Below are 26,736 nucleotides of genomic sequence, written 5' to 3' on the forward strand. Positions count from 1 at the left end.
GTGAATAAAGCACCCGATTTTTATATAGTAATTGCTGCTGTCTGTTTAAGTATAGGCTTAATTAGTTTCGGATTTATTTTAAAAAGCACGGCCCTTAATGTAAAAAGTATGGAACGTACGGTGCAAGTAAAGGGATTAGCTGAGCGCGAAGTCATCGCCGATACAGTTATTTGGCCACTGCAGTTTAGTGATGCCGATAATAACCTTGAAAAGCTGGTAAGCAGAGTTGAAAGAAAAAATGATGCTGTAATCGCTTTTTTAAAATTACATGGTTTTGACGACAATGAAATAACCTTGGGCAGCCAATCAATTATTGATAAACAAGCACGTGAATATAACAACGAAAACCAGAAGTTTCGGTACATTGTCCGCTCAAATATAACCGTATATTCAAATGCACCTGATAAAGTTCAAAATGCACTTGGTAAAGTTAGCAGCCTTGCTAAGCAAGATATTGCTGTTGTGCAAGATAGCTACGAAACAAAAATTGAATACATATTTACAGGCTTAAACGATATAAAACCGACAATGGTGCAAGAGGCAACTGAAAAGGCGCGAGAGGTAGCTAATAAATTTGCTAAAGATTCTAATTCTAAATTAGGAAAAATAAAAACAGCCCGCCAAGGTCAGTTTAGTATTGGTAATAGAGATTCAAACACACCACAAATAAAAAACGTAAGAGTGGTAACCAGTGTTGAATATTACTTAAGTGATTAAATCTAAAATATTATTTAAGCTCTAAAGTGGCAGAAAATATTCATATTGAAGCACATCAACCACCATGAAAAACTGCACTGCCACGTATGCTTGCCACTTTATAAACAGCATGTTTTTTAGAAGACATTTGTAAGTTAAAGTGCTTTGATTAAATGTACGACTTGCACTGTTGAACGCTGTAAATAAGCGGCACTTAATAAAATAGTGGTCTCATTAAGTTTTTGACCTTTTAATGCGCTAGGGAATTGCTGCTTGGCACTCGGGTTTTGTTTTTGCTCTATTTCCATAAGTGCTAATAACGCTGAAAACTCATGCTTAACTGGTGTGTTAGGTTTATCGGCGTAAGCAATGTAGTTAGCAACCGGCGTTAATCCTTGTTGATTTGGCTGAGCTAGCGCTTTTAGTAAATCGTCATTAGATTCAAATAGCATTAGAGAGCGTACATAGTTAAATGGCAGCTTTGCATAATTAGCGTGTTTAAACACATTATGCAGTACGTTATTTCCTTGGGTATCTTGTGCTAAAAAGCCTTTATTTACTTTGAGCGCTGGGGTAAAAAAACTTAACGCATCAATATTAGTAAGTTGATTAATAAATGGTGCGGGTGCTGTATTAGTACTTAATATACGTGTAGCAATGTTTTGCATAAAATCATACTTAACACTCAATCGTTGAGCGCTTTCATATAAATGGTTTAGTTGCAAAGTTTGCTGAGCAGGGCTTAGCTTTTTAAAGTCGTTATCGAGCTCATTTAACTGATGCTTTGAAATGCGTGCGTTAAGTAGCTGTATGCTTAAATCCATTATTATTCTCAAAGATTTTTTATCACTATAAAACAAAAAAGGTCGCAAATACGACCTTTTCAATTTAAACAATTGCTTTAAATGATATTAAGCTTTTTTGCTTGCTACCCATTCGTTAACAAAGTTTTCTAGTACATTAAGTGGCACAGGACCATTTTTAAGTACTACGTCGTGGAACTGGCGAATATCAAATTTATCACCCAGTTGCTTTTTAGCGTCTTCACGAAGTTCTAAAATCTTAAGCATACCCACTTTATAAGCCGTTGCTTGTGAAGGCATTACAATGTGACGCTCAACCATTTTAACACCGTCAGATGTTGCATTAGGCGTGTTATTTACGTAGTAATCAATACCTTCTTGGCGAGTCCACTTCATTGCGTGAATACCCGTATCAACAACTAAGCGACATGCGCGCCATAGCTCCATTGAAAGGCGACCAAAATCTGAGTAAGGGTCTGAGTACATGCCCATTTCTTTAGGAATGAACTCTGAGTATAAACCCCAGCCTTCAATATACGCAGTGTAGCCACCAAACTTACGGAACTTAGGAATACCTTCTAGCTCTTGTGAAATAGCTATTTGCATATGGTGTCCCGGAATACCTTCGTGGTAGGCAAGTGCTTCCATTTGGTACGTTGGCATTGCTTCCATATCGTAAAGGTTAGCGTAGTAAACACCTGGGCGTGAACCATCTGGAGCTGGCTGTTGGTAAAATGCTTTACCTGCCGCTTTTTCACGGAATCCTTCAACCGCTTTTACTTTTAAACCTGCTTTTGGTTTAACAATGAATAGCTCATCTAAACGCGTTTTCATTGTATCAATAAGCCCAGTGGCTTCATCAAGATAACGTTGTTTACCTTGTGCATCATTAGGGTAGTAAAATTGCTTGTCAGTTTTCATAAACTGCATAAACGCTTTTAAGTCGCCTTTAAAGCCAACTTTATCTTTAATTTCACGCATTTCATCATGAATACGTGTCACTTCAGATAGGCCAATTGCATGAATTTCTTTAGCGGTTAAATCAGTTGTAGTTGTGCGCTTAAGTGCGTTGTTATAAAACGCTTCGCCATCAGGTAATTTCCATGCGCCATCGCGATCATCAGCACGTTTTTCAAGCTGTGCTAGGTAATTAATTAGTTTAGAGTAAGATGGTTTAACAGCTGATTTTAATGCATCTGATGCATCGCTAATTAACGAGTCTTTTTCGTCTTGGCTAATTTCAAGCGCCGTTACTTTACGTTTAAAGTCAGCAAGCAATGTAGAATCATCGCCTTTTTCAAACGGTGCACCATGAATAATATTTTTGCTTGAATCAATAACATGTGGGAACACAAATTTAGGGGCAATGATGCCTTTTTCTGCACGTACAGTTAAATCAACGATAAGCTGATCAATAACACCAGTCACACCATTTAAACGAGAAATGTAGTCTTTAGCTTCTTTTACATTACTAATTTGATGCTGGTTAATTAAAAATGCAGGGATCATAGAATGCGTACCAAACATTTGGTTCACAGGGTAGTTATGGTAGCGCCATTTAAAGTCAGCAATTGAGCTTTCAAGATCTTGTTTTTTTAAGTCGTAACTAACTTTTGTTGCGTTATCTAATAAATCACGATTAATTGCTTTTAGTGTAACTAGGTCAGCTTTTGTTTGTGCTAAATCTTTAAGCTTTCTTTCTTCGCTGCCATCGTCCCACTTATCGTAATCTTGCTTAATTCCCATGTATGTTTGATATACAGGGCTGCTCATTACGTCGCGGTTAAATGTATCTTCAAAAAATGCATTCGCTTTGTCTATTTCACTTTGTTGTGATTGAACTGCTTGTGCAACAGGAGCTGAAGTAGCTTGTTGTGTTGTTTGCTGGCAACCAGCAAGAAGTGCAACGCCAACTGCTGCTGCAATAAAAGTAAGTTTACGCATTGTTTTCCCTTTTGTTGTTAGAAACCCATTAGGGTGATTTATATTTATTAGTTTTATATTGTTGTGCAGTGCCTTTGCGCTACACAAACAATTCTAGCAGGTCATTTAAAAAACGATGACCTTTTAAGCTCACCTGCCAATGGCTGTCTGTTTGAGTCAATAAACCTTTATTAATTGCTTGGTTTAATGCGCTTTGCTGACTTTGTAGCGGCAGTGTTGTTAGTTTATTAAAATCATTAATAGGGCAAGGCTCAACAAGGCGAAAGCGGTTCATAAAAAATTCAAATGCTAAATCGTCTTGCTCTACATGCCAGCTTTTATACATATACGGTTTAATTAAATCCATATAACCGCGTGGGTGTTTAACCTTTTCGGTACGCGTAATTAGCCCTGTATTTGCATCAGTAACCTTACCATGTGCGCCGCAGCCAATACCGAGATAATCGCCAAAACGCCAATAATTCAAGTTATGTTGGCATTGATAGCCCGCTTTTGCATAGCCTGATATTTCGTATTGTATGTAACCTGCTTGAGCGAGTAACTCTACCCCTTGCTCTTGAATGTCCCACAGTGTTTCGTCTTGTGGCAAGGTAGGAGGCTTTGAAGCAAATTGAGTGTTGGGTTCAATAGTTAGTTGATACCAAGATATATGGGGAGGATCGAGTGCAATGATCTGCTTTAAATCACTCAATGCATCGTCAAGTGTTTGCCCTGGTAAACCGTGCATTAAATCAAGATTAAAGCTGTTTAAACCAGCTTCTTTAGCTTGTTGCGCGGCATAATTAGCCTCGTCGCTGCCATGAATCCGACCAAGTGCTTTTAGCTTGTCGTTTTGCATGCTTTGCACGCCAATAGAAATACGGTTAATACCTGCTTTTACGTAATCTTTAAAGCGACCTGTTTCTACTGTGCCAGGGTTGGCTTCCAAGGTAACTTCACAGTGCTCTTCAAGTCCAATTAGGCTGTCGACTTCTTTTAGTAAGCGGGTGTAAGCTGCACCAGTTAATAGACTAGGAGTGCCTCCACCAATAAAAATACTATGAATTTTACGCCCTTGCACTAAGTGCAAATCAGCTTTTAAATCATCAATTAAATGCTGAATATATTCGGCTTCAGGTATTTCACCTTTTTGTCCGTGGCTATTAAAATCGCAGTACGGGCATTTTTGCACGCACCAAGGCACGTGCACATATAAGCTCAGTGGTGGAAGGTTCACAGGCCGCCTTTTTGCTTTAACTCTAGCAATAATTTTTGCAGTGCTTGACCACGATGGCTTACTGCATTTTTTTGCTCTTTTGTGAGCTCAGCACTTGTACAATTTTGTTCTGGTACAAAAAATACCGGATCGTAACCAAAACCACCATTACCATTTTGAGTTAGTGTAATTTCGCCTTCCCAGCTTGCACTGCAAATAAGTGGAGTAGGATCGTCTGCGTGGCGCATTAATACCAGTACACACCAAAAGCGCGCACTGCGAATAGGATTGTCGCCTAAATCAACGAGTAATTTATCAATATTATCCTGATCGCTAGCGTCAGCACCTGCAAAACGGGCAGAATACACACCAGGTGCGCCATTTAAGCCGTCTACTTCTAAACCTGAATCGTCGGCAATAGCGGGCATACCAGTAATTTTAGCCGCATGGCGCGCTTTAATTATGGCATTTTCAACAAAGGTAGTGCCAGTTTCAGCAACTTCACCTACGTTAAAATTACTCTGTGGAACTACATTAATATTAAGAGGGCTTAGCATATTAGCCAGCTCGTTTACTTTGCCAGGATTACCTGTAGCAAGTACTAAAGTTTTAGTCATATTATTAATCTACATAAAATTTTTGCTGAAACTGTAATTTTTGAAATTGATTATTTTGTTGTATTTCAATCTCAAAGCGTAAAATCTCTTCGTTGGTATAGTCAACTTGGGCAAGGTAGTAAATAGAATCACCTTCTTTTACTTCTTTAAAAGTAAGTGTTTGTTTGTTGCCAAGTAGGTTTCTAGCTGTGCCAGTAAGCTTTGCTGTTTGGGCTGTGTTTTCGGCATCATTTTTTAATATGGAAATATTTACAATACCTTTGTATCCACTTCGCTCAAGGTTATACGCTTTTGCTATTTTTGGCTGAATAAAGGTAGAAGGAAACGCGATGTAATGTACTTGCCAAGGACCAAGCTCTTTATACTGTGCTCCTTGCATTTCTTCACTTTGCGCGTTAAACGCAAATGCTAAACAAGTAATAAAACAAAACTTAATTAAACGGTTCATTATGTATTCCTTAAAACATATAAAAAAGAGGCCCTTGGGCCTCTTTAATTAGGGCGTGTTAATCTTTGTGGATTAAAATTTGTTCAATCTAGGGGCGATTAAATCGTGGCGCGAGGTTTGTAACCTAGTGGGCTCGATAACTGCTCCTGCGTTATTCTACTGACTTACATCCATGTAAGAATAAGTAAAAACCGAGCAAAGCTTCCGCGTCCTGCTCACGCCCCTTACCTACATCCATGTAGGCAACAAAGAGTTAATCGCCCCTAGAAGGAACCCTTTGGGCAGCGCATGTTTGGTCTTATGCTGCGTTATCGCCTATTTATGGGGAGTAACCACACTACACAGGCTCTACCTTGCCTAAAAACCAAACACACTGCTGTAAATTTAACCACTCAAGATCAGCGCGCCCTAAAAACCTATATTAAACTAAAAAGTCCATAAGCAGCATTTGCAAAGCTTGGATACCAATAATAAGCACTAAAACTGATAAATCTAAGCCACCCATTGATGGTAATACCTTACGAATTGGCTGTAGCATTGGTTCAGTAAGCTGGTGGAAAACTGCCTCAATGGGGTTATAACCTTGGCTAACCCAGCTCAAAATAGCGCGAATAATAAGTACCCAAAAGACTAAATTAAGACCTTCTTTTAACACGGTTATTAATGCTTGAATAATTACAGGCTGTATTGCCCATCCACCATATAACACAAGCATTAAAGTGCTTATTTTGGCTACTGCAACAATAAACGCAAGTAATAGTGATGCTAAATCAAGCCCACCAAATCCAGGAATGATTTTACGCAGAGGCTTTACTGCAAACGAAGTGGCTTTAACCACAAACTGGCTCATTGGATTATAAAAGTCGGCTTTTGCCCACTGTAACCAAAAACGCAGTAATACCACCATTAAAAATAAATCAAATAGGGTACTGATCAAAAACTGTATGGTATTCATAAGTTTTACCTTTAAAGTAAAATAAGCTTAAAGTTCTTTTTCCATTTGCTCTGCACGGGCAATACACGCATCCATAGCATCACCAACGGTTTTTGTTAAGCCTTGATCTTTTAAGTGCTCAACAGCAGCATGAGTAGTACCACCTTTTGATGTTACGTTTGAGCGTAACTGCGAGATAGTAATATCTGGTTGGCTAAGTGCCATTTCAGCTGCGCCAAGTGCTGTTTGTTGTACTAAGCGACGCGCATCTTCATCGTTAAAACCCAGCGCTTTAGCTTTTTCTTCAATAGCTTCCATAAATAAGAAGAAGTAAGCAGGTGATGAACCGGTAACGGCAATAATGTCGTTAATTTGCGACTCTTGTTCAACCCACACAACAATACCGGTGCATTCAAAAACTTGTTGTACAAATTCGTGCTCGCTTTGTGTTTCGCCTGCACCATATAAACCAGATACACCACGACCAAGCAACGAAGGTGTATTTGGCATACAACGTACCATTTTCACTTCTTGACCAAGCATTTCACGTAAACGTTTTACGGTTAAGCCAGCTGCAACCGAAATAAATAGTTTATCGCTAAAGTCTACGCCAGATTCTTGAAACGATTTGCATAAATCGCCCATCATTTGTGGCTTAACAGACAAAACAATTACGTCAGCATCGCGAAGGGCTTCGTTATTGTCACTGGTGGTTTGCACCTTAAAGTCGGCTGCTACCTTTGCAAGCTTTTCTTGGTTGCGGTTAGTCGCAATGATATTACTTGCGTTAAAACCGTTTTTTACCATGCCACCAATAATGGCGTAGCTCATATTACCTGTGCCTATAAATGCGATTTTTTTATCTGACATAAATCTGTTATCACCTTTTAAGTTCGTGTTCCAAAAATGTCTGTGCCGATTCTAACCATAGTTGATCCTGCGCTAATCGCGGCTTCAACATCGTTACTCATTCCCATCGACAAAGTATCTATATAAAGATATTGGGTCTTTAGTTTATCAAAGCAAGTTTGTAATTGCTCAAAAGATTGAGTTTGAGCTAAGGGATCATCGCTTTTAGCTGGAATAGCCATTAATCCGCGTAATGTTAGATGTTTACACTGATTAATAAAGTCAGCTAATTGGCTGATTTCATCTGGGTGGCAGCCCGATTTAGCCTCTTCATTACTTATATTTACTTGAATAAGTACATTAAGCGGGCTTTTATCATCAGGACGTTGTGAGTCTAATCGCTTTGCTATTTTTATACGATCCACACTTTGCACCCAATCAAAATTTTCGGCAACTAATGCACTTTTATTTGATTGAATAGGACCAATGAAATGCCAAATGATGTCGCTATATGTGTGTAGTTGAGCTATTTTATCTACAGCCTCTTGAACATAAGATTCACCAAATTGGCGTTGACCATGTTGATAGGCTGCAATAATATCTTCGCTTGGCTTTGTTTTAGACACTGCCAGCAAATTAATTTCGTTACTATTACGTTGTACATTTTTTGCCGCATTTGCAATTCTAGCGTAGGCGGATGTAAGTCGTTCTGCTATTGTAACCATATATTTATCAGTTAGTTGTGGAGTCATAAATGGATATTACCGAATTGTTGGCATTTAGTGTGCAGCACAAAGCATCCGATTTACATTTATCGTCAGGTGTTTCACCTATGATACGTGTAGATGGTGATGTTCGCCGCATTAATATACCAGCATTAGAAGACAAAGACGTAAACAGTCTGGTTTACGATATTATGAACGATAATCAGCGTAAGGACTATGAACAAAATCTAGAAGTGGATTTTTCGTTTGAAGTACCTAACTTAGCACGTTTTCGTGTTAATGCTTTTAATTCAAATCGTGGCCCCGCAGCAGTGTTTCGTACGATCCCAAGCGAAGTTTTGACGCTTGACGATTTGGGGGCTCCTGATATTTTTAAAACAATCTCCGACACCCCACGTGGACTCGTGTTAGTGACAGGACCAACCGGCTCTGGTAAATCGACAACACTTGCAGCTATGGTTGATTATATAAATCAAAATAAACATCACCATATTTTAACCATAGAAGATCCTATCGAGTTTGTTCACGATAATAAATTAAGCTTAATTAACCAACGTGAAGTTCATCGTGATACACATAGTTTTTCAAATGCACTTCGTAGTGCGTTGCGTGAAGATCCAGATGTAATATTGGTTGGTGAGCTACGAGATTTAGAAACAATTCGTCTTGCAATGACAGCAGCAGAAACGGGTCACTTAGTATTTGGTACGTTGCATACAACGTCTGCACCAAAAACCATTGACCGTATTATCGATGTGTTCCCTGGTGAAGAGAAATCAATGGTGCGCTCAATGTTATCTGAATCTTTGCGCGCAGTAATTTCGCAAACGTTACTTAAAAAAGTGGGTGGTGGTCGAGTAGCCGCACACGAAATTATGATTGCAGTTCCAGCCATTCGTAACTTGATACGTGAAGATAAAATTGCACAAATGTATTCATCTATTCAAACAGGTGCCTCTGTAGGTATGCAAACAATGGATCAGTGCTTAACTAATTTAGTAAATCGTGGCGTTATTACTAATACTGCTGCGAAAGAAAAAGCGCAAGATAAAACACAGTTTGGTGGTTAAGGAATTATTATGGCTTTATCTTTAAACGATTTTTTATTAGTAATGATTGACAAAAAAGGCTCTGATTTATTTGTATCGAGCCAACTACCAGTAAGCGCAAAAATAAACGGTGAGCTTATTGCGCTTAGTGATGAAAAGTTAACAGACGAACAATCGCTTGAAATGGTTGAATCAGCCATGAGCGAAAAGCAAAAAGCAGAGTTTCATAAAACAAAAGAATGTAACTTTGCTATTGCAACAGACGAAGGGCGCTTTCGTATTTCAGCCTTTTGGCAACGCGATAGAGCCGGTATGGTTATTCGTCGAATTGTGACGCAAATACCCGATGTAAGTGAATTAGGGCTGCCCTCTACACTTACCGATGTAATTATGTCTAAGCGCGGATTAGTTTTATTTGTTGGTGGTACAGGTACTGGTAAGTCTACCTCGTTAGCTGCACTTATAGGTTACAGAAACCGTAATCAACGTGGTCACATACTAACGATTGAAGATCCGATTGAATTTGTTCATGAGCATCGTAAAAGTATTATTACTCAACGAGAAGTAGGGCTTGATACTGAAAGCTTTGAATCAGCACTGAAGAGTTCATTACGCCAAGCTCCCGATGTAATTTTGATTGGTGAAATACGCTCACAAGAAACCATGGAGTACGCATTAAGCTTTGCTGAAACAGGTCACTTATGTGTAGCTACACTGCATGCTAATAATGCAAACCAAGCCATTGACCGTATTATGCATTTAGTACCAAAAGAAAAACACGATAAGCTCAAGTACGATTTAGCACTTAATTTACGTGCTATCGTGGCGCAGCAATTAGTACCAACTTCTGATGGCGAAAGCCGTGTTGCTGCGATCGAAATATTACTTAATTCACCAATGATTGCAGAACTCATTAAAAGTGGCGATATTGGTGGCATTAAAACAGCAATGGCTAAGTCGAAAGAAATGGGTATGCAAACCTTTGACCAAGCATTGTTTGAGCTTTATAGACAAGAGCGAATTAACTACGCAGATGCGTTGCATCATGCCGACTCGCCTAACGATCTACGCTTAATGATCAAGCTGCGAAACAACGAGCAGCAAGGAGCAGGGTTCTTACAAGGCGTTACCGTTGATGGAATGGGCGAAAAAGAGTAATTAATTTTTAAATCGAATAAAAAAAGCGCCAATGTCGGCGCTTTTTATTTATATAACGAGTTGTTTATATAGCAGGCTTATTCACCGTAGCTAGATTCAAAAAAACTTTCTAAAATAATAACCGCAGACATATTATCTACGTTTCCTTTACCTAACTTTTTGTAACCACCTTGCTCAAATAAACGTGCTTTAGCATCAGCGGTTGTTAAGCGTTCATCTTGTGTTTCTACAGGTATGGCGTAATGGTTATGCAACCTGTTGGCAAACTTTTTAGCTTTGAACGTAACCTCCTGTGAGGTGCCATCCATGTTTAATGGTAAACCAACAACCATTAAGTCGGGCTCCCACTCGGTTACTTGTACTGCAATGTCATCCCAGTTAGGTATGCCATCTTGTGCTTTTACGGCTTTAAGGCTAGACGCACTACCAGTAAGCTCTTGTCCTATAGCAATACCAATGCTTTTGGTACCAAAGTCAAAACCCATTACAGTTCGTTCGCCTTTTGGTTTAAGCGTTCTTTTTGTCATGTTTATCTTGTTTAAATTTTAAGTTGTTATGCGTGACCAGCTTCAGGGCTGAGTTGGCTAATATCAAAGCCCAACATTGAAACTGCTTTTTCCCATCGTTTTTCAACGGGAGTATCAAAAATGATCTTTGGATCTGCTTCAATGATCAACCAGCTATTATCTAGCAGTTCTTGCTCTAGTTGACCTTGCTCCCAGCCAGAATAGCCTAAAGTAATAATAAATTGATCGGGTGCTTGCGACGTAGTTAGGCTCGCTAATACATCTTTTGATGTCGTAATCATTATTTCACTACTGAGCTTTTGGCTTGAGGTATAACCGAGTTTTGGAGAGTGAAGTACAAAGCCTCGGTCGGTTTTAACCGGACCACCAGCATAAACAGCAACCTGCGCTGCTTGTTGGGATTTATCGTTATCAATTTCTATTTTATCGAGTAGTTCGCCAACTGTTACATTAATAGGTTGGTTAATAACCAAGCCCATAGCCCCGTCTTCATTGTGCTCACAAATATAGGTAACAGCACGTTTAAAAAGAGGGTCTTGCATCGACGGCATCGCGATTAAAAAATGATTTTCTAATGACTGCATAGATTTCACCCTTTTTAGTTAATGAACTTTGAGTATGGCACATACCTTTGTTTTTAAAACTAAAAAAGCACTTTCATACGGTTTAAAAATTAATAGTTAACAACTATATTAAAATTTATGACACGAAAGTGCTTTTAATAACGACAGGTAGATGCTTATTTATCTAGCTTTCTTTCAATTGCGTCAAACAAAATACCTGTTATAGAAATATCGTATGCTGCTTCAATTTCGCGAACACACGTTGGCGCTGTAACATTAATTTCTGTTAGCTTATCGCCAATAATGTCTAAACCAACAAATATTAAGCCTTTTTCTTTAAGCGTTGGTGCAACAGCTTGAGCAATTCTTAAATCTGACTCGCTAAGCGGGCGTGCTTCGCCTCTACCACCAACAGCTAAGTTACCACGTGTTTCGCCATTTTGTGGAATACGCGCTAGGCAGTACGGAATTACTTCGCCATCAATAACCAATACGCGCTTGTCGCCTTGTTTGATCTCTGGAATATAATTTTGTGCCATTGCAAAGCGGCTACCGTGCTCTGTTAATGTTTCGCAAATAACGCCAATATTAGCGTCGTTTTCAGTTACCCTAAAAATAGACGCGCCACCCATGCCATCAAGTGGTTTTAAAATAATGTCTTTATGCTCAGCTAAAAACTCACGAATTTGTTTTTGGCTACGTGTCACTAATGTATCAGGGGTATGCTCGCTAAACCAAGCAGTAAACAGCTTTTCGTTAGCATCACGCAAACTTTGTGGTTTGTTAATTATTAACGTACCTTCTTGTTCTGCGCGCTCTAAAATGTACGTTGCGTAAATGTACTCTGTATCGAAAGGAGGGTCTTTACGCATTAAAATCACATCTAGATCGGCAAGCGCAATGGTAGATTTTTCTTCAAGTTCGTACCATTTTTCTGCGTTGTTAAATACTTGCGCCTTAGCTGCTGTTGCATACGATTTACCTTTACGAAGAGATAAGTCATCCATCTCCATGTAATAAATTTCGTAGCCGCGCTCTTGCGCCTGCATCATCATTGCAAAACCGGTGTCTTTTTTGATGTTAAATCCACTAATAGGATCTGAAATAATACCTAACTTAATTGCCATGCGCTGTGCCTTACTATAAATGTTAATGTTTATATGAGGGTGCTTTTAGTTATTTCAATTAGCTAAATCGCCAAATTGAAGTTGTAATGCACTTAAGACCGTTAAAGCGGCCGTTTCCGTTCGTAAAACGCGCGGACCTAAGCGAATATCTACAAATTCTTGTTGTTTTGTTTGTGCCATTTCATCATCTGTAAAGCCGCCTTCTGGCCCCACTAAAAAGCGAACGCCATCTTTAGGAACAGTAATCGTTTTAATACTGTGCTCTGCACGAGGATGCAGCGTTAGCTTAATTGCATCGGTTTGTTGTGCAAGCCATTGCTTTAAATCTATTGGTGGATGAATAATTGGAATAAAATTACGACCTGATTGTTCTGCAGCAGCAATTGCAATTTTTTGCCACTGTTGGTGCTTTTTATCAAGGCGGTCACCCATTAGTTTAACGCCACAGCGCTGACTAAAAATAGGTGTGATTTCGGTAATACCTAATTCAACCGACTTTTGAATAGTGAAATCCATTTTGTCACCACGAGAAACACATTGCCCTAAATGAATTTTAAGTGGTGATTCAACATCATGCGGATTTAATTCTTGTGGCATTACAACAACATTTTTCTTACTTACCTCAATAATTTCACTAAGGTATTCTCCACCTTCACCATTAAAAATAGAGACTTTTTCACCTACTTTCATACGTAATACCCGACCAATATGGCCTGCAGCGTCGTCATCTAATGTAACGGGAGTATTTAAGGCAATACTCGATGCCTGATAAATATGAGGAACTCGCATGTGGTGTCACTTATTGGTTAGCGAATAAAAGTTATATACCGCTATGGTAAGTAAGCAGGGGAGTTGGTGCAATTATTTATTTTTATTAAAATTTATTATGTCATTCCCAAGGGCTTGGCTAATCCAAAAATTTAATTGCTATTAGGGGGCTGAATTTTTAAAAATTAAATATGTTAAAACAAAGGAGGTTTAATTGAGGATGCGATTTTTTACAATACAGTAAAACCTAGCTCTCTTTATCTACATCCATGTAGGAGGTAAAGAGTAACTAATTTAATTTGGTTCAATAAGATTAAGTGGTGTTTCTGCTATGTCGGTATGGCATGACAAATGGTTAGAGTGCCCAGGGTCGGTAACAGGATTAAAGGTAAAACCATTTTCGTTTTGACTGACCAAAAATCGATTTTTATGCAATGAATTATAAATAAAACGTTGTTTTTCATCGGCAAGTAAATAATCGGTGTGATTAAATAAAACACCCTTTATATCGTGATGTTCATGCAAATAGCTCGCAAGTTCAGAAACACTAATTTCATTTTCGAAATCGCAATAGCAGTAATCTTTTATTAGTTCGTCAAACATCATTTTGACTAACTGACGCATATTATTACCTGCAATCACTAAAGTGCTTGGAGCATTATTCTCAGAGCTATTAAAAGAGTGCCCAGCAAGGGCTCTACTAAAATCGTTATCTATATCAATTAATAGATAGTTAGTTATATCAAATGGCATAAGACCCCAATGCATTTAAGCAAAAGTGTTTACTAATCTAATTAAATGCAGGCGTTTATAGCAACTTAATTTAAAAAGCTCAGAGTTAAATAGAAAACATGCTAATAAGTAAATAGCCTATAGCGCAAAAAACAGCGAATTCGATGCAAGCAATACCAATGTTATCTTGATGATCGACCTCAAGAGCGGTATCAATATTTGGTAACGATATTTTTTTTATTATATAAGTTAACGAATAAAGTAATATCCACATTACACCGCAATGCATAACGAGTGTAAATAAGTTTTCAACCATCTTACCATTTTGAAACGCGGCACTGGATAAACCTGCGTAAACAGATAGCGCTAAACCAATTGATTTTCCAGCATAACGAATACCAATAGAGGTATTTTCTAAATTAAAGTTACTTTGTAATGAAGCACCTTGGTTTGCTTTGGCAAATCGGTATTCACGTATTTTGCTATCGCAAGCAAACATACCTTGCAACACAAAAAAGCTGACAAATGCGATTAGCAAGTTACTAAAACCTTGTGTGTGGGTCCATGTATAAAGGCCCAAGGTCATAATACAATTAGCAATTAACATTCCTGAATCGACTAATGCGGCGCATACGTTTTTTTTCAAAATAGCGGCTTCTTCATTAAAACGGTGCAAAATCCATTTACGATGAATTAAATGCCCTACTTTTATAAATGAAAATAGCAAAATGATTAACACGACTACTTTGAATGGATTTGATTGAGCTGTATTTACACTTATTTCATCAAATAAAAATGCTATGGTTGCTATGACAACTGATATTTCTGAGGCAAAGCTGATACCCATAGCAAAGTTATCATACTGCGCTAATTCATCTTTAAGCGCTTGTTTTGCTTTGACTTGAGTTACAACTCGTAAAAGAAAAATAGTAATGCAAATAACGACAAAACTAATGGCAATAGCAACAAAACTAGTGTTAGATAAAGACAAATATGACATGGTAATCCTAATTAGAGTTAACCTTTCTAGGTTTTAATCATTCTAGTACGGTTGTTGATGATATAAAAGAGAGGATTGATGAGTAACGTAAAGCAACTTCCTATTCAATTACAAAAACTTGGCTTAACGCGCTTTGAGTCGTTGTACCCACATAACAATATAGAAAGTGAAGTTGTAAGGTTACTAGCGCTTAGCGACTTTGCATGGCGGTGTTTAGATTCGCAGCCTGACTTGATCTCGTGGTTGTTATGCAAAGACGAAATTAAAAACAGAGCTATAAAATCGCCTTTCGAAAATTTAAATCTGAGTGAATTAGACGAAGCACAATGTCATAAGCAACTTCGCCAGTATCGTGAAAAATATTGGCTTAAAGTCGCTTTTTTAGATTTATGCTGTAATAACCCAATTTCAGATAGCATTAAGTATATTAGCCAGCTTGCGGATATGCTCATACGCAGCGCTAATGAATGGGCACATGCGCAAGTTGCTAAAGTAAATGGCGAGCCTTTGGATGAACAAGGTCAATCTATGCCACTTATGGTGCTTGGTATGGGGAAATTAGGTGGACAAGAGCTAAATTATTCTTCTGATATAGATCTTATTTTTGCATACCCTCGCAGTATTAAAACCCAAGGCGGTCGTCGCAGTATTGAAGCGCAAATATTTTATACAAAAGTAGCGCAGAAGCTTATTGCATCACTTAACCAAACCACCGGTGACGGGCAAGTATTTAGAGTTGATATGCGCCTTCGTCCATTTGGTGAAAGCGGTCCATTGGTTATGAGCTTTAATGCAATTGAAGATTACTACCAAGAACAAGGTCGTGATTGGGAACGTTATGCCATGCTAAAAGGGCGTTTAATTGGTTCGCCTAATCAATACTGGGATGAATTTAATAAACTATTAAAACCGTTTGTTTATCGTCGTTATATTGATTTTTCGGTAATAGAATCATTGCGTAAAATGAAGCTAATGATTGCCCAAGAGGTACGCCGTAAACGCCTAACCAATAATATTAAGTTAGGGGCGGGTGGTATTCGCGAGGTTGAGTTTATTGTTCAAGCATTGCAAATGGTACGTGGCGGAAGAGAAGCTAATTTACAAACTCAATCGTTACTTAAGGCATTAAAAGAACTAACAATTAGCCAAGTAATTGACGAACTAGAAGCAAAAGATCTTAAAAGTAATTATCTTTATTTGCGTAAGGTAGAGCAGTATTTACAAATATTCGACGATCAACAAACACAAACACTGCCAGACGATGAGCTAAATCAACAACGCTTAAACTTTCTTTTAGAGCAACCTGACTTTGCTGCATCTATTAATAAAATAGAGCATGTTATGGGTCAGGTTAATAATGAATTTACGCATGTAATAGGTGAGGAAACCGAGCCTCTAGATACCTGCGAAGGTGCATTTATTAGTGCATGGGATCATGGTGATATAAGCTTTTTGAAAGAGCAAAAAGATGAGTGGCAATTACCTCTTCAAAACTTTAAGCAGCGCCTTTCAAAAGTAAATGTTGGAAATCGGGGTCGAGACATCCTAGATAAATTAATGCCTGCATTGTTAAAGCAGTTAAGTGACTTTAAAGCCAGTGCGGCTGCATTTACGATGATTTGCCAAATACTAAATAAAATTATTTCACGTACTGCTTACTTAGAGTTGCTATACGAAAATCCAGGCGCACTAAAACAGCTGGTCCTATTATGTTGTCACAGTAAGTGGATAGGTGAGCATATATCTCGTTATCCAATATTACTTGATGAGCTAATTGACCCAGCAATACTTTATAAGCCAACCCCATTAAGTGCTTATAAGGATGAAATAAGACAATATTTCTTACGTATTGAGCATGATGACTTAGAGCTACAAATGGAGTCGTTAAGGCAGTTTAAGCAAACGCATCAATTACGTATTGCCGCAGCTGATGCCACGGGTGTTCTTGATGTAATGAAAGTAAGCGATCACTTAACTGTATTAGCAGAGGCAATTGTTGAGCAGGCCGTTAATATTGCATGGCATAACACCGTTAAACGCTTTGGTATGCCGCCAGGTACTGATAATGAACATAAAGGCTTTGCTGTAATTGCCTACGGTAAAACAGGCGGGTTTGAAGTAGGTTACGATTCAGATTTAGATTTAGTCTTTGTGCACAATCACGATGGTACAAGCCAAACGAATGGCGATAAACCAATAGACTCACGACAGTTTTATTTAAAGCTTGCCCAGCGCTTAATGCATTTATTTAATACACGTACCGCATCGGGTATTTTATATGAGCTTGATACGCGCTTACGACCTGAAGGTGCATCAGGGTTGTTAGCAATTAACCTTGAGAGCTTTAATCATTATCAACAAACTCAAGCATGGACGTGGGAGCATCAAGCGCTTGTTCGTGCTCGCTTAATTTTAGGTCAAGATGAGCTTGTTGAGCGTTTTGCACAAATTCGTAAAAACATTCTTTGTCAGCAACGTGATGAAGTAACGCTAAAAAGTGATGTAATAAAAATGCGTGAAAAAATGCGCGGGCATCTTGCCAAAGGAAATACTGAGCAATTTGATTTAAAACAAGATATTGGTGGAATGGCTGATATTGAATTTATTACTCAATATTTAGTGCTTAAGCATGCTCAAGAATTTGAACAGCTGACGGTGTATTCCGATAATGTAAGAATTTTAACGGATGCAGCTAATATAGGATGCATTACAAAAGAGCAGAAGCAGCAGCTAATTAAAGCGTATATAGATTACCGCTCTTGTTATCATGTGTTGAGTTTAGATCAGCAAGGGAAGCTAGTATCCCGAGAAGCATTTTTACAAGATATAGCTAATATAACGCAAGTTTGGAATGCTATTTTTGAATTGAATTGAATTGAATTGAATTGAATTGAATTAGCAAAAATCCAAGCGTACGCTTGGATTTTTATTTTAAGTCGTTTCTTTTAAGTTTTTAATTTTAAACAGTTAGCTCGGACAAACTCAGATGGCTTTTCGGTAATAACAGCAGCACGCTGTTTAAAGCAAAGGTATGTGTAAACTTCGTATTCAAAATCATCGTTTATAGCACGTCCAACTTGGTATAAAGCAGAAGTGAAATTACCATCGACTCTAAAATGTTCTTTAACTACGTAGTCTTTACTTAAATACCAATACATTACAATGCCTTCTTTATCGGCATAAGCGCTAAGTACTTTTTTAAGTGTGGAGCCGTTTTTAAAACGCCTAGGCTCTACGCTACCCACCCAATTAGGGGGCATAGGACTCACAATACGGGTACGCTCAGCAAGTACAGTATCAAGAGTTTGTTCTGGGGTTTTTAACTGCAGAACGTATTTGTCGCGCTCTTCATCGCTTTTAGCCTGATTTTTAATAGATGCATAAAAACGTGATAGCCCTTCGGCAGCCGCATTTTTAGAGTCTCTTATATCAAACGTAGGACCTTCTCCTACCAAAAAGTAAATGGCGAGTACGATTAATACAACGGCGAACGATAAATGTTTAACCCAAAACCACATAACAGCAACTCATCATATTTGTACCTTTTATTGTTATACCATTACTTTTTATAAAAAGAAGGGGTATTTTTATCAGGTCGTGTTTTAAAACGGCGGTGTAGCCACATGTATTGCTCAGGAGCTGCATTAACTGATTGTTCTACACGTTGGTTAACGCGTGTTACATCAGCTTTATCATCACCACTAGGGAAGTTTTCGAGTTCTGGAATTACTTCTAAATGATATTTTCCATTTTCATCACGGCGGCTAATTAAGCTCATTGTTTCGCAGTTTTTACTAGCGGCAAACATAAGTGTTCCGGTGGTAGTTGCAGCATCGGGTACTGCGTAAAATGGTACAAATTCACAACGGTTACGACCGTAATCTTGATCAGGCAAGTAGTAACATATCTTTTTATTTTTAAGTGCTTTTAATAGGCCTTTAACGTCTTTTCGACCAATTAAATACTCATTTGAACGTAGGCGACCGTTAGTTGTAAAGTATTCCATTAACGCATTATTATGCGGACGATAAAAGCCTAAACCTTGGCACTTTAAACCCATAACGCGACTTGCCATTTCTAGATGCAAAATATGTGGCACAAGTAGTAAAATACCTTTGCCTGATGCCTGCACTCGCTCAAAATGCTCTAATCCTTTAATAGAACCATAAGCTTTTTTAACTCGCCACTGCGGCCACCACCATGCCATGCCCGTTTCGACCATAGCAATACCGGTGTTTTCCATATTTTTTAAAACTAATGCTTGTTGATCTATTTCGCTCATATTAGGAAAACATAAACCAATGTTTACTTCTGCAATATGGCGGCGGCGTTTCATAAACTTATGAACTAAACGACCAAGTAGTTTGCCCATTGTTAGCTGTAGTTTTTGTGGCAACCAAGAAATTAAATATAAAAATAAAACGCCAATCCACGTAAGCCAATAGCGGGGACCTAAAAATGATGCTTTAAAAGGAGATGAGGTGACCACAAAAAAATCTCTAAAATAAAAACGCTAGTTTAACGCTAAGCGCTATAAAATACAAAAAGCCAGCTAAACGCTGGCTTTCAATAAATTTACATTATATTTAGTTGTGCAATTTAAGCTGCTTTTAAACCTTGGTTTATAGCAACTAAATCTTCACTTGTTAATGTACCAGCCGCTTGTTTTAAGCGAAGGGTTGATAACACGTAACGGTAACGTACATCAGCAAGGTTACGTTTTGCATCATACAAATTTTGTGTACTTACTAGCACATCAACAATAGTACGAGTACCTACTTCAAAGCCTGCTTCTGTTGCTTTAAGTGCGCTTTGGGCAGAAACAACAGCTTGCTCTAGTGCTCTGTAAGTTGCGATATCAGAAACGACTTGATTATAAGATGTAATAACCGAGCGAGTTACAGCGCGGTAATTAGTTTCGTAATCTTGGCTAGCCGATACATAAAATGCACGCGCTTGGTTTGTTGCCGCAACTGTTGCACCACCTGAATATAGCGGTACGCTAAAGTTAAGTGCTACAGAGCTTGAGTCTGCTCTAGGCTGATCATCAAAGTTAGCGCCATTAATTTCGCGGTTAGTAAGTGAATCGCCGTAGCTTGCACTTAATGTTAATTTTGGATAATGACCCGCTTTAGCTAATTCAATTTGATCCTTAGCAATATCAACCGTAACCTTAGACACTTGTAAGTTAATGTTGTTATCTTCAGCTACTTTTACAAAGTCTTCTGAACGCTTAACTGGTTTAGTTGTTGAAAATGTATCGGTATTCAAAAAGTCTAATTTAGCGTGGTATTTTCCTGTAATTTCACGAAGTTCTTCACGTGCGGTTTCTACAGCATTACCGGCAATAATTTGTTGTGCTACTGAGTTATCAAATTCAGCTTGCGCTTCGTGTACGTCAGTAATAGCGGTTAAGCCTACAGCGTAACGTTGTTTTGTTTGTTCAAGTTGACGTTCGATTGCGCGTTTTTCAGCTTCAACAAATTCAAGGTTATCGCTTGCACTTAATACGTTAAAATAACCTTCAGCAACGCGTACAATTAAATTTTGTTTTGCTGCATCGTACAAACCGCTAGCTTGTAAAGCTTGTTTGTCGGCAATATCTAAAGTATTCCAAGCACCTAAATCAAATAAGGTTTGGCTTAAGCTAACACCTCGAGTGAATTGGTCTGTGTCGCTTTCAACTTTTACTTGGCTAGCTAAATCACCAACACTTTGGTAAGACGTTGCGTCACTTTTTTCATAACCCATAGTCAAACCAATTTGCGGCAAGAGCGTACTCATTGCTAAATCGCTTTGATAAGATTGTGCATCAGCTTGGGCTTTTGCTTTTAACACAGTAGGATCGTTAGCTGTGGCTATTTCAAAAACTTGTAGTAAATCTTCAGCGTTAGCTGCTGTAGTGCCTAATGCGCATGATAAACTAACCAGCGCCGCAAGAATGTTCTTTTTCATGTGGGATTCAGTCCTTAGACAATTTTTATACTAAAAGCATGGTAACGTGTTTTACTTAATAACTAAAAAAAAAAAGAGTAAAACGATACGTTCAAGTGTAACAGAATATATTAACGGATTTTAATTTATTAGATAAGCAAGAGGTAGCCATATGGCTAATAAAAATTTGGTTCAATTTACCCATAAAGATGTGACCATAAAGTCGGTACAATCTCTTTATAAGGGATTTTTTCAATTAGATTTATATCAATTTGAACATGCATTGTTTGCAGGCGGAACTTCAAAAATTATTAGCAGAGAGATTTTAGAGCGAGGCGATGCAATCGCTGTATTACCTTACGATCCCGTATCAGACACTATACTTTTAATTGAGCAAGTACGTATGGGCGCTATTAAAAGCAAACAAACTCCATGGCTGTTAGAATGTATAGCGGGTATGACCGATGGCAATGAAGATTACGAAGCGGTAGTTAAAAAAGAAGCCTTTGAAGAAGCAGGGCTTAATTTAACTGAACTTGAATTTATGTTGTCGTATCTTTCAAGTCCAGGCGGTACAACTGAACGTTTGCATTTATATTTAGCGCGCGCTGATTTAAGCGAAGTTAAATCTGGCGTTTATGGTTTAGAAACTGAAGGCGAAGATATTAGAACTCACATATTAACCGTTGATGAGGCACTTACACGGCTCAATAATGGTGAAATGGATAATGCAGCAACGGTTATTTGTATGCAGTGGCTTGCACTAAATCGTGAGAAAATGACAAACAAATGGGCATAAACTTTTACTAATATTATGGCGGTATTTTGACAGCACTTTTAACAACCCAACGATATATTCAAAGCCTTCCAAAGTATTTAACACTTTGTGAGCATAATTACTTACGACTATTAAAGTTGTTACCAAGTGATCGCGATATAGGAAGTATTCGTGAAGTGAAGTTAGGTAACAGTGAGTTTGCTACAAAAATTGATGGCAGCGCTAAGTACACTATGGATATTTCTATTAAACAATTAACAGGGATGGTTAAAGGTATTAAGCCGCTGTATTTAACAGTTAGAATGTATCACGATGCCAAAGTGGCTGAAATTGTTCATCACGATTACCATCAACGTATAAAACCTTCTTATGGTTACCCTAATCCTAAAATGCATCAAAAAGACGAAAAGTATCAGCTTAATGCTTTTTTATATGACTGGTTAGTTGCTTGTGTAGAGCACGGACAAGCGACTTTAAACTGGGATGTAAACAATGGCTTGGTTTGATGATACGTATACATTCGATAAATCATCTTTAACTATTGCACATGTCACTGATTGTCATTTGTTTGCAGATAGAACTGGTGAGTATTTTAGTATAAATACGGCTGATCATTTTGAACAAGCGCTTGCGCATATGGCGACACAACAACTTGATTGTGTGATATTTGGTGGCGATTTAACACAAGATCACAGTCTTGAATCTTACTTGTTATTTAAAGAACTAATTATAAGCAGTGATTTAACGTGTCCTGTATTTTGGCTGCCAGGTAATCACGACGACATTGCATTGTTTAATCAAATTAGTGATGGGCAAATAAAAAGTGCCAAGCATGTTATTGCTAATGGCATAGAGTTATTACTAATTAATTCTAAAGGGATTACACCCGCAGGTTGGGTGACAGATACCCATTTAGATGAAATAGCACAATGCTTGATTCAATCAAGTAACAGCAAAGTGATATTTTGCCATCACAATCCTCTACCAATAAATGGCTACCTTGATAAGCATATGCTTGAAAATGGCCCGCAACTTTTAAATGCATTGGTAAATAGTGACCGAGTAAATGCAATGTTTTATGGGCATGTTCATAACGAATATGAGCAAAGCTTTAGAGGGCTTAATATTCTTTCTACTCCAGCAAGTTCGGTGCAGTTTAAAAAACATAGCTCGCAGTGGTTGCAACAAAATTGTGGTGCAGCTTATAGAATGCTTTATATAGTTTCAAAACAAGATAAAATAAGTATAAGAACGGAAGTGGTATGGCTAAACGAGTAATTTATATTCATGGCTTTAATAGCTCACAAAAATCATATAAAGCTGTGCGCTTTGGTGAGCTTATGGCACACTATGAAGTTGACTATTGTGTGCCGTGCTTAAACCACGAGCCTTTACAAGCAATCATTAAGCTTGAGCAGTTATTAACACCTAATACCGTATTATTAGGAAGTTCGCTTGGCGGTTTTTTTGCCACATATTTATCGCAGCGTTATCAAATTCCTGCAGTGGTAATAAATCCCGCAGTAGCACCATACAACTTATTACAGTCATTGATTGGACCTAATTACAATCCGTATCAAGATTATCATTATGATTTAAATAATAGTCATATAGAAGCGCTCAAAGCTTTGGCTGTAAATGAATTAAAACACCCTGAACTGCTCTATTTATTACAGCAAACGGGCGATGAAGTGTTAAATTTTCAACACGCAGTAAATTATTATTCGCAATGCAAGCAGCTAGTAGAATTTGGTGGCGACCACAGTTACACCGGTTTCGAGAGCACCTTTGCAAGTATTGTAGATTTTCTTAAAATCACGTAAAACTAGCTGAGCATAGCCTTAGCGCATATAAAGATAAAAATTATGAGTGATCAAAATTATAATGCCGAAGCCATTGAAGTACTTAATGGATTAGATCCGGTAAAAAGACGCCCAGGGATGTACACAGATACAACACGTCCCAATCATTTAGGTCAAGAGGTTATCGATAACAGCGTCGATGAAGCCATGGCCGGTCACGCCACGCGTATTGACGTGATTTTACACGAAGATAACTCACTCGAAGTAAGTGATGATGGCCGTGGTATGCCTATTGATATCCATCCGGAAGAGGGGATACCTGGAGTTGAGCTGATCTTCACTAAATTACACGCCGGTGGTAAGTTTTCTAATAAAAACTATCAGTTTTCTGGTGGTTTGCACGGGGTAGGTATTTCGGTTGTAAATGCGTTATCTACGCGTGTAGAAGTAACAGTAAGACGCGACGCTCAGCAATTTAGAATGGCATTTGAAAGCGGCGATAAAGTAGAAGACTTAAACGTAATTGGTACAGTCGGTAAGCGTAACACCGGTACTACGGTTCGTTTTTGGGCTGATGTTAGCTACTTTGATTCGCCAAATTATTCAATTACTAAACTTAACCATTTATTAAAAGCCAAAGCGGTTTTATGTCCTGGGCTACGTATTAAGTTTGTTAACAAACAAACAAAAGAAACTCAAGAATGGTTTTACGAAACAGGCTTAAAAGATTATTTAGTTGAAGCAATTAAAGGTTTTGAAACCCTACCGCAAGACCCATTTGTTGGCGAATTTAAAAGCTCAATTGAAGGCGCTGATTGGGCTGTTGTATGGCTACCTGAAGGTGGTGAATCAATAGCTGAAAGCTACGTAAACCTTATTCCTACCGCGCAAGGTGGTACGCATGTAAATGGTTTACGCCAAGGCTTGCTTGAAGCAATGCGTGAATTTTGTGAGTTTAGAAACTTACTTCCACGTGGTGTGAAACTGACTCCTGATGATATTTGGGATCGTTGTAGTTATGTGTTGTCGGTTAAAATGCAAGACCCTCAATTTGCCGGCCAAACAAAAGAAAAACTATCATCACGCTCGTGTTCTGCATTTGTATCGGGGGTTGTAAAAGACTCGTTTAGTTTATGGTTAAATGAACATACCGATACCGCAGAATTATTAGCTGAGTTATGTATTTCAAATGCGCAAACTCGCTTGCGTGCAGCTAAAAAAGTAGTGCGTAAACGTGTTACTGCAGGTCCTGCTTTACCTGGTAAACTTACCGATTGTAGTGCGGCAGACAACGACCGTACCGAATTGTTTTTAGTGGAAGGTGATTCTGCTGGTGGCTCAGCTAAACAAGCAAGAGACCGTGAATTTCAGGCTATCATGCCGCTACGTGGTAAAATTTTAAATACGTGGGAAGTTGAGTCAGGTCAAATACTGGCATCACAAGAAGTACACGATATTTCAGTGGCATTGGGTATTGATCCAGAATCAACGGATATGTCGGCATTACGCTACAATAAAATTTGTATATTAGCCGATGCTGACTCGGATGGATTACACATCGCGACGTTATTGTGTGCACTGTTTGTACGTCACTTTCCTGAGTTAGTAAAAACAGGTCATGTGTATGTTGCAATGCCACCTTTATTTAGAATCGATATTGGCAAAGAAGTTTACTACGCTCTAGATGAGCAAGAGAAAACGGCAATTTTAGCGCGTATTGAAGCTGAGAAAAAACGCGGTAAAGTAAACGTTCAACGATTCAAAGGTCTAGGCGAAATGAATCCGCTGCAGTTGCGTGAAACGACTATGGACCCTAATACACGACGTTTAGTACAGCTTACTTTAGAAGATGAAGTAGAAACCATGGAAATGATGGATATGCTACTTGCTAAAAAACGATCGCCAGATCGTCGTCAATGGTTAGAAGATCATGGTAACAAAGCACAAGTTTAGCCAGCGTAAGCGCTGAAACCTAGGAGAGGCATATGAAAAGGTTACTTAATACACTGCTACTGCTTGGATTAGTTAGTAGCCCTGTAATGGCGAAAAATATACTCGATAAGCTTACAGTTCCAGCCGGATTTGAAATTAGTCTATTTGCAGATAATGTAGAAAATGCCCGTCAAATAGCAGTTTCAAAAAAAGGTATTGTATATGTAGGTTCTCGCAAGGCGGGTAATGTATATGCACTTATTGATCATAATAGCGACGGCGTAGCAGATAAAAAAATGTTGGTTGCTGAGGGGTTAAATATGCCATCAGGTATCGCCATTAAAGATGGTGATTTATATGTAGGTGAAGTACACCGTATAATTCGCTTTAAAAATATTGATACTCAATTAAAAGATCCAAAGTTTGATGTTGTTTATAACGCATTACCGTCTGAGCGTCATCATGGTTGGAAGTTTTTACGTTTTGCGCCAACGGGTGAGTTAATTATTCCAGTTGGTGTGCCATGTAATATTTGTGCTGAGGATGAACGCTTTGGTCGAATTTTCGCGCTAAATGTAGAAACAAAGCAAATAAAAACCATAGCGCAAGGCGTAAGAAACTCAGTTGGTTTTGATTTTCATCCTGCCACTCAAGCCCTATGGTTTACTGATAATGGTCGCGACATGATGGGCGATGATATTCCGCCGGATGAATTAAATCGTGCAACTAAAGAAGGTGAGCATTTTGGCTTTCCGTATGTACACGCCGGTGCGATTATCGATCCTGAATTTGGTGCTGGCAAAAATATTGCCGATTACACGTCGCCGGCACTTGCACTCCCTGCACATGTAGCACCACTGGGTATTCATTTTTATAACGGTAAGCAATTTCCAGCAAGTTATAAGCAGCAGTTATTTGTTGCTGAACATGGCTCATGGAATCGTTCTAAAAAGTCAGGTTATAAAGTAGGGCTGGCAACAATTGAAGTAGGTCGCGTAACTAAATATACACCATTTATTACTGGTTTTATGAAAGACGAAACAACATTTGGACGCCCTGTTGCATTTGCAGAGTTAGGCGATGGCAGTCTATTGGTAAGCGATGATTACGCCAATGTAATCTACCGTGTAAGCTATAAGAAAAACTAGGTAAGCT

Annotated in this window: 27 protein-coding genes; 10 read left to right on the forward strand and 17 right to left on the reverse strand. The window is 38.4% G+C overall.

The window, feature by feature from the left end; all coding sequences use genetic code 11:
* Positions 1-717: an SIMPL domain-containing protein gene (locus tag I6F65_RS10180; RefSeq protein WP_166108849.1), complete on the forward strand. Its 717-nt coding sequence runs from the start codon at positions 1-3 to the stop codon at positions 715-717.
* Positions 718-851: 134 nt separating this feature from the next.
* On the opposite strand, the gene I6F65_RS10185 is transcribed toward I6F65_RS10180, so the two are convergent.
* From I6F65_RS10185 to I6F65_RS10220, 8 genes are all read right to left on the reverse strand, one after another.
* Positions 852-1,520, reverse strand: a complete 669-nt coding sequence (locus I6F65_RS10185) for a hypothetical protein (RefSeq protein WP_166108850.1) — start codon at positions 1,518-1,520, stop codon at positions 852-854.
* 87 nt (positions 1,521-1,607) lie between these two features.
* The gene (locus tag I6F65_RS10190; RefSeq protein WP_024611790.1) at positions 1,608-3,443 is read right to left on the reverse strand and encodes a DUF885 family protein; all 1,836 of its coding nucleotides are present in this window, start codon (positions 3,441-3,443) and stop codon (positions 1,608-1,610) included.
* A gap of 79 nt (positions 3,444-3,522) precedes the next feature.
* Positions 3,523-4,659, reverse strand: coding sequence for a radical SAM family heme chaperone HemW (gene hemW / locus I6F65_RS10195; protein ID WP_166108851.1), 1,137 nt, complete (start codon positions 4,657-4,659; stop codon positions 3,523-3,525).
* Complete coding sequence (gene rdgB, locus I6F65_RS10200; protein WP_166108852.1) at positions 4,656-5,255, reverse strand: RdgB/HAM1 family non-canonical purine NTP pyrophosphatase; 600 nt, start codon at positions 5,253-5,255, stop codon at positions 4,656-4,658. Before rdgB ends, hemW begins: the two co-directional genes overlap by 4 nt.
* Positions 5,256-5,259: 4 nt before the next feature.
* Complete coding sequence (locus I6F65_RS10205; RefSeq protein ID WP_166108853.1) at positions 5,260-5,703, reverse strand: DUF4426 domain-containing protein; 444 nt, start codon at positions 5,701-5,703, stop codon at positions 5,260-5,262.
* 421 nt (positions 5,704-6,124) lie between these two features.
* Positions 6,125-6,658, reverse strand: coding sequence for a YggT family protein (locus I6F65_RS10210; protein ID WP_166108854.1), 534 nt, complete (start codon positions 6,656-6,658; stop codon positions 6,125-6,127).
* Positions 6,659-6,685: 27 nt separating this feature from the next.
* Positions 6,686-7,507: a pyrroline-5-carboxylate reductase gene (proC, locus tag I6F65_RS10215; RefSeq protein WP_024611794.1), complete on the reverse strand. Its 822-nt coding sequence runs from the start codon at positions 7,505-7,507 to the stop codon at positions 6,686-6,688.
* A 17-nt stretch (positions 7,508-7,524) separates the two neighbouring features.
* Positions 7,525-8,238 carry a YggS family pyridoxal phosphate-dependent enzyme gene (locus tag I6F65_RS10220; RefSeq protein WP_197112746.1) on the reverse strand — a complete coding sequence of 238 codons (714 nt, stop codon included), beginning with the start codon at positions 8,236-8,238 and terminating at the stop codon, positions 7,525-7,527.
* 2 nt (positions 8,239-8,240) lie between these two features.
* Here I6F65_RS10220 and I6F65_RS10225 point away from each other — a divergent pair, with 2 nt between their 5' ends.
* Positions 8,241-9,281 carry a type IV pilus twitching motility protein PilT gene (locus tag I6F65_RS10225; RefSeq protein ID WP_024611796.1) on the forward strand — a complete coding sequence of 347 codons (1,041 nt, stop codon included), beginning with the start codon at positions 8,241-8,243 and terminating at the stop codon, positions 9,279-9,281.
* Positions 9,282-9,290: 9 nt separating this feature from the next.
* Positions 9,291-10,418, forward strand: a complete 1,128-nt coding sequence (locus tag I6F65_RS10230) for a PilT/PilU family type 4a pilus ATPase (RefSeq protein ID WP_024611797.1) — start codon at positions 9,291-9,293, stop codon at positions 10,416-10,418.
* 77 nt (positions 10,419-10,495) lie between these two features.
* On the opposite strand, the gene ruvX is transcribed toward I6F65_RS10230, so the two are convergent.
* The 6 genes from ruvX to I6F65_RS10260 all read right to left on the reverse strand — a co-directional run bounded on the left by ruvX (position 10,496) and on the right by I6F65_RS10260 (position 15,135).
* Entirely contained in the window at positions 10,496-10,945 is a 450-nt protein-coding gene (gene ruvX / locus I6F65_RS10235; protein ID WP_024611798.1) for a Holliday junction resolvase RuvX, read from the reverse strand.
* A 26-nt stretch (positions 10,946-10,971) separates the two neighbouring features.
* Positions 10,972-11,529 (reverse strand): YqgE/AlgH family protein, encoded by a 558-nt coding sequence (locus I6F65_RS10240; RefSeq protein ID WP_024611799.1) that lies wholly within the window; start codon positions 11,527-11,529, stop codon positions 10,972-10,974.
* A 155-nt stretch (positions 11,530-11,684) separates the two neighbouring features.
* The gene (gshB, locus tag I6F65_RS10245; RefSeq protein ID WP_024611800.1) at positions 11,685-12,635 is read right to left on the reverse strand and encodes a glutathione synthase; all 951 of its coding nucleotides are present in this window, start codon (positions 12,633-12,635) and stop codon (positions 11,685-11,687) included.
* 54 nt (positions 12,636-12,689) lie between these two features.
* Complete coding sequence (gene rsmE, locus I6F65_RS10250; RefSeq protein WP_197112748.1) at positions 12,690-13,424, reverse strand: 16S rRNA (uracil(1498)-N(3))-methyltransferase; 735 nt, start codon at positions 13,422-13,424, stop codon at positions 12,690-12,692.
* 273 nt (positions 13,425-13,697) lie between these two features.
* On the reverse strand, positions 13,698-14,156 hold the full coding sequence (locus tag I6F65_RS10255; protein WP_197112750.1) for a hypothetical protein: 459 nt from the start codon (positions 14,154-14,156) through the stop codon (positions 13,698-13,700).
* An 85-nt stretch (positions 14,157-14,241) separates the two neighbouring features.
* Positions 14,242-15,135, reverse strand: coding sequence for a hypothetical protein (locus tag I6F65_RS10260; RefSeq protein WP_166108857.1), 894 nt, complete (start codon positions 15,133-15,135; stop codon positions 14,242-14,244).
* 78 nt (positions 15,136-15,213) lie between these two features.
* Here I6F65_RS10260 and glnE point away from each other — a divergent pair, with 78 nt between their 5' ends.
* Positions 15,214-18,009, forward strand: coding sequence for a bifunctional [glutamate--ammonia ligase]-adenylyl-L-tyrosine phosphorylase/[glutamate--ammonia-ligase] adenylyltransferase (glnE, locus tag I6F65_RS10265; protein ID WP_024611803.1), 2,796 nt, complete (start codon positions 15,214-15,216; stop codon positions 18,007-18,009).
* A gap of 71 nt (positions 18,010-18,080) precedes the next feature.
* Here glnE and I6F65_RS10270 read toward each other — a convergent pair whose 3' ends face one another.
* From I6F65_RS10270 to tolC, 3 genes are all read right to left on the reverse strand, one after another.
* Positions 18,081-18,653: a toxin co-regulated pilus biosynthesis Q family protein gene (locus I6F65_RS10270; RefSeq protein ID WP_166108858.1), complete on the reverse strand. Its 573-nt coding sequence runs from the start codon at positions 18,651-18,653 to the stop codon at positions 18,081-18,083.
* Positions 18,654-18,694: 41 nt separating this feature from the next.
* Positions 18,695-19,624, reverse strand: coding sequence for an LpxL/LpxP family Kdo(2)-lipid IV(A) lauroyl/palmitoleoyl acyltransferase (gene lpxL / locus I6F65_RS10275; RefSeq protein WP_166108859.1), 930 nt, complete (start codon positions 19,622-19,624; stop codon positions 18,695-18,697).
* 110 nt (positions 19,625-19,734) lie between these two features.
* Positions 19,735-21,090, reverse strand: coding sequence for an outer membrane channel protein TolC (tolC, locus tag I6F65_RS10280; RefSeq protein ID WP_166108860.1), 1,356 nt, complete (start codon positions 21,088-21,090; stop codon positions 19,735-19,737).
* A 151-nt stretch (positions 21,091-21,241) separates the two neighbouring features.
* Here tolC and I6F65_RS10285 point away from each other — a divergent pair, with 151 nt between their 5' ends.
* From I6F65_RS10285 to I6F65_RS10310, 6 genes are read left to right on the forward strand one after another with little or no spacing between them, the layout of a single operon-like run.
* Complete coding sequence (locus tag I6F65_RS10285) at positions 21,242-21,868, forward strand: NUDIX domain-containing protein (RefSeq protein WP_024611490.1); 627 nt, start codon at positions 21,242-21,244, stop codon at positions 21,866-21,868.
* Positions 21,869-21,894: 26 nt separating this feature from the next.
* Entirely contained in the window at positions 21,895-22,353 is a 459-nt protein-coding gene (locus I6F65_RS10290) for a DUF1249 domain-containing protein (protein ID WP_024611489.1), read from the forward strand.
* The gene (locus tag I6F65_RS10295) at positions 22,340-23,125 is read left to right on the forward strand and encodes a metallophosphoesterase (protein ID WP_197112751.1); all 786 of its coding nucleotides are present in this window, start codon (positions 22,340-22,342) and stop codon (positions 23,123-23,125) included. Before I6F65_RS10290 ends, I6F65_RS10295 begins: the two co-directional genes overlap by 14 nt.
* Positions 23,110-23,670 (forward strand): YqiA/YcfP family alpha/beta fold hydrolase, encoded by a 561-nt coding sequence (locus tag I6F65_RS10300; RefSeq protein WP_166108862.1) that lies wholly within the window; start codon positions 23,110-23,112, stop codon positions 23,668-23,670. Before I6F65_RS10295 ends, I6F65_RS10300 begins: the two co-directional genes overlap by 16 nt.
* Before the next feature lie 42 nt (positions 23,671-23,712).
* Positions 23,713-25,602, forward strand: coding sequence for a DNA topoisomerase IV subunit B (gene parE / locus I6F65_RS10305; protein ID WP_024611486.1), 1,890 nt, complete (start codon positions 23,713-23,715; stop codon positions 25,600-25,602).
* A gap of 32 nt (positions 25,603-25,634) precedes the next feature.
* Entirely contained in the window at positions 25,635-26,729 is a 1,095-nt protein-coding gene (locus tag I6F65_RS10310; RefSeq protein WP_197112752.1) for a sorbosone dehydrogenase family protein, read from the forward strand.
* Positions 26,730-26,736: the final 7 nt, after the last annotated feature.

The sequence above is a fragment of the Pseudoalteromonas sp. SWXJZ94C genome, assembly GCF_015864385.1.
Taxonomy (GTDB): domain Bacteria; phylum Pseudomonadota; class Gammaproteobacteria; order Enterobacterales; family Alteromonadaceae; genus Pseudoalteromonas.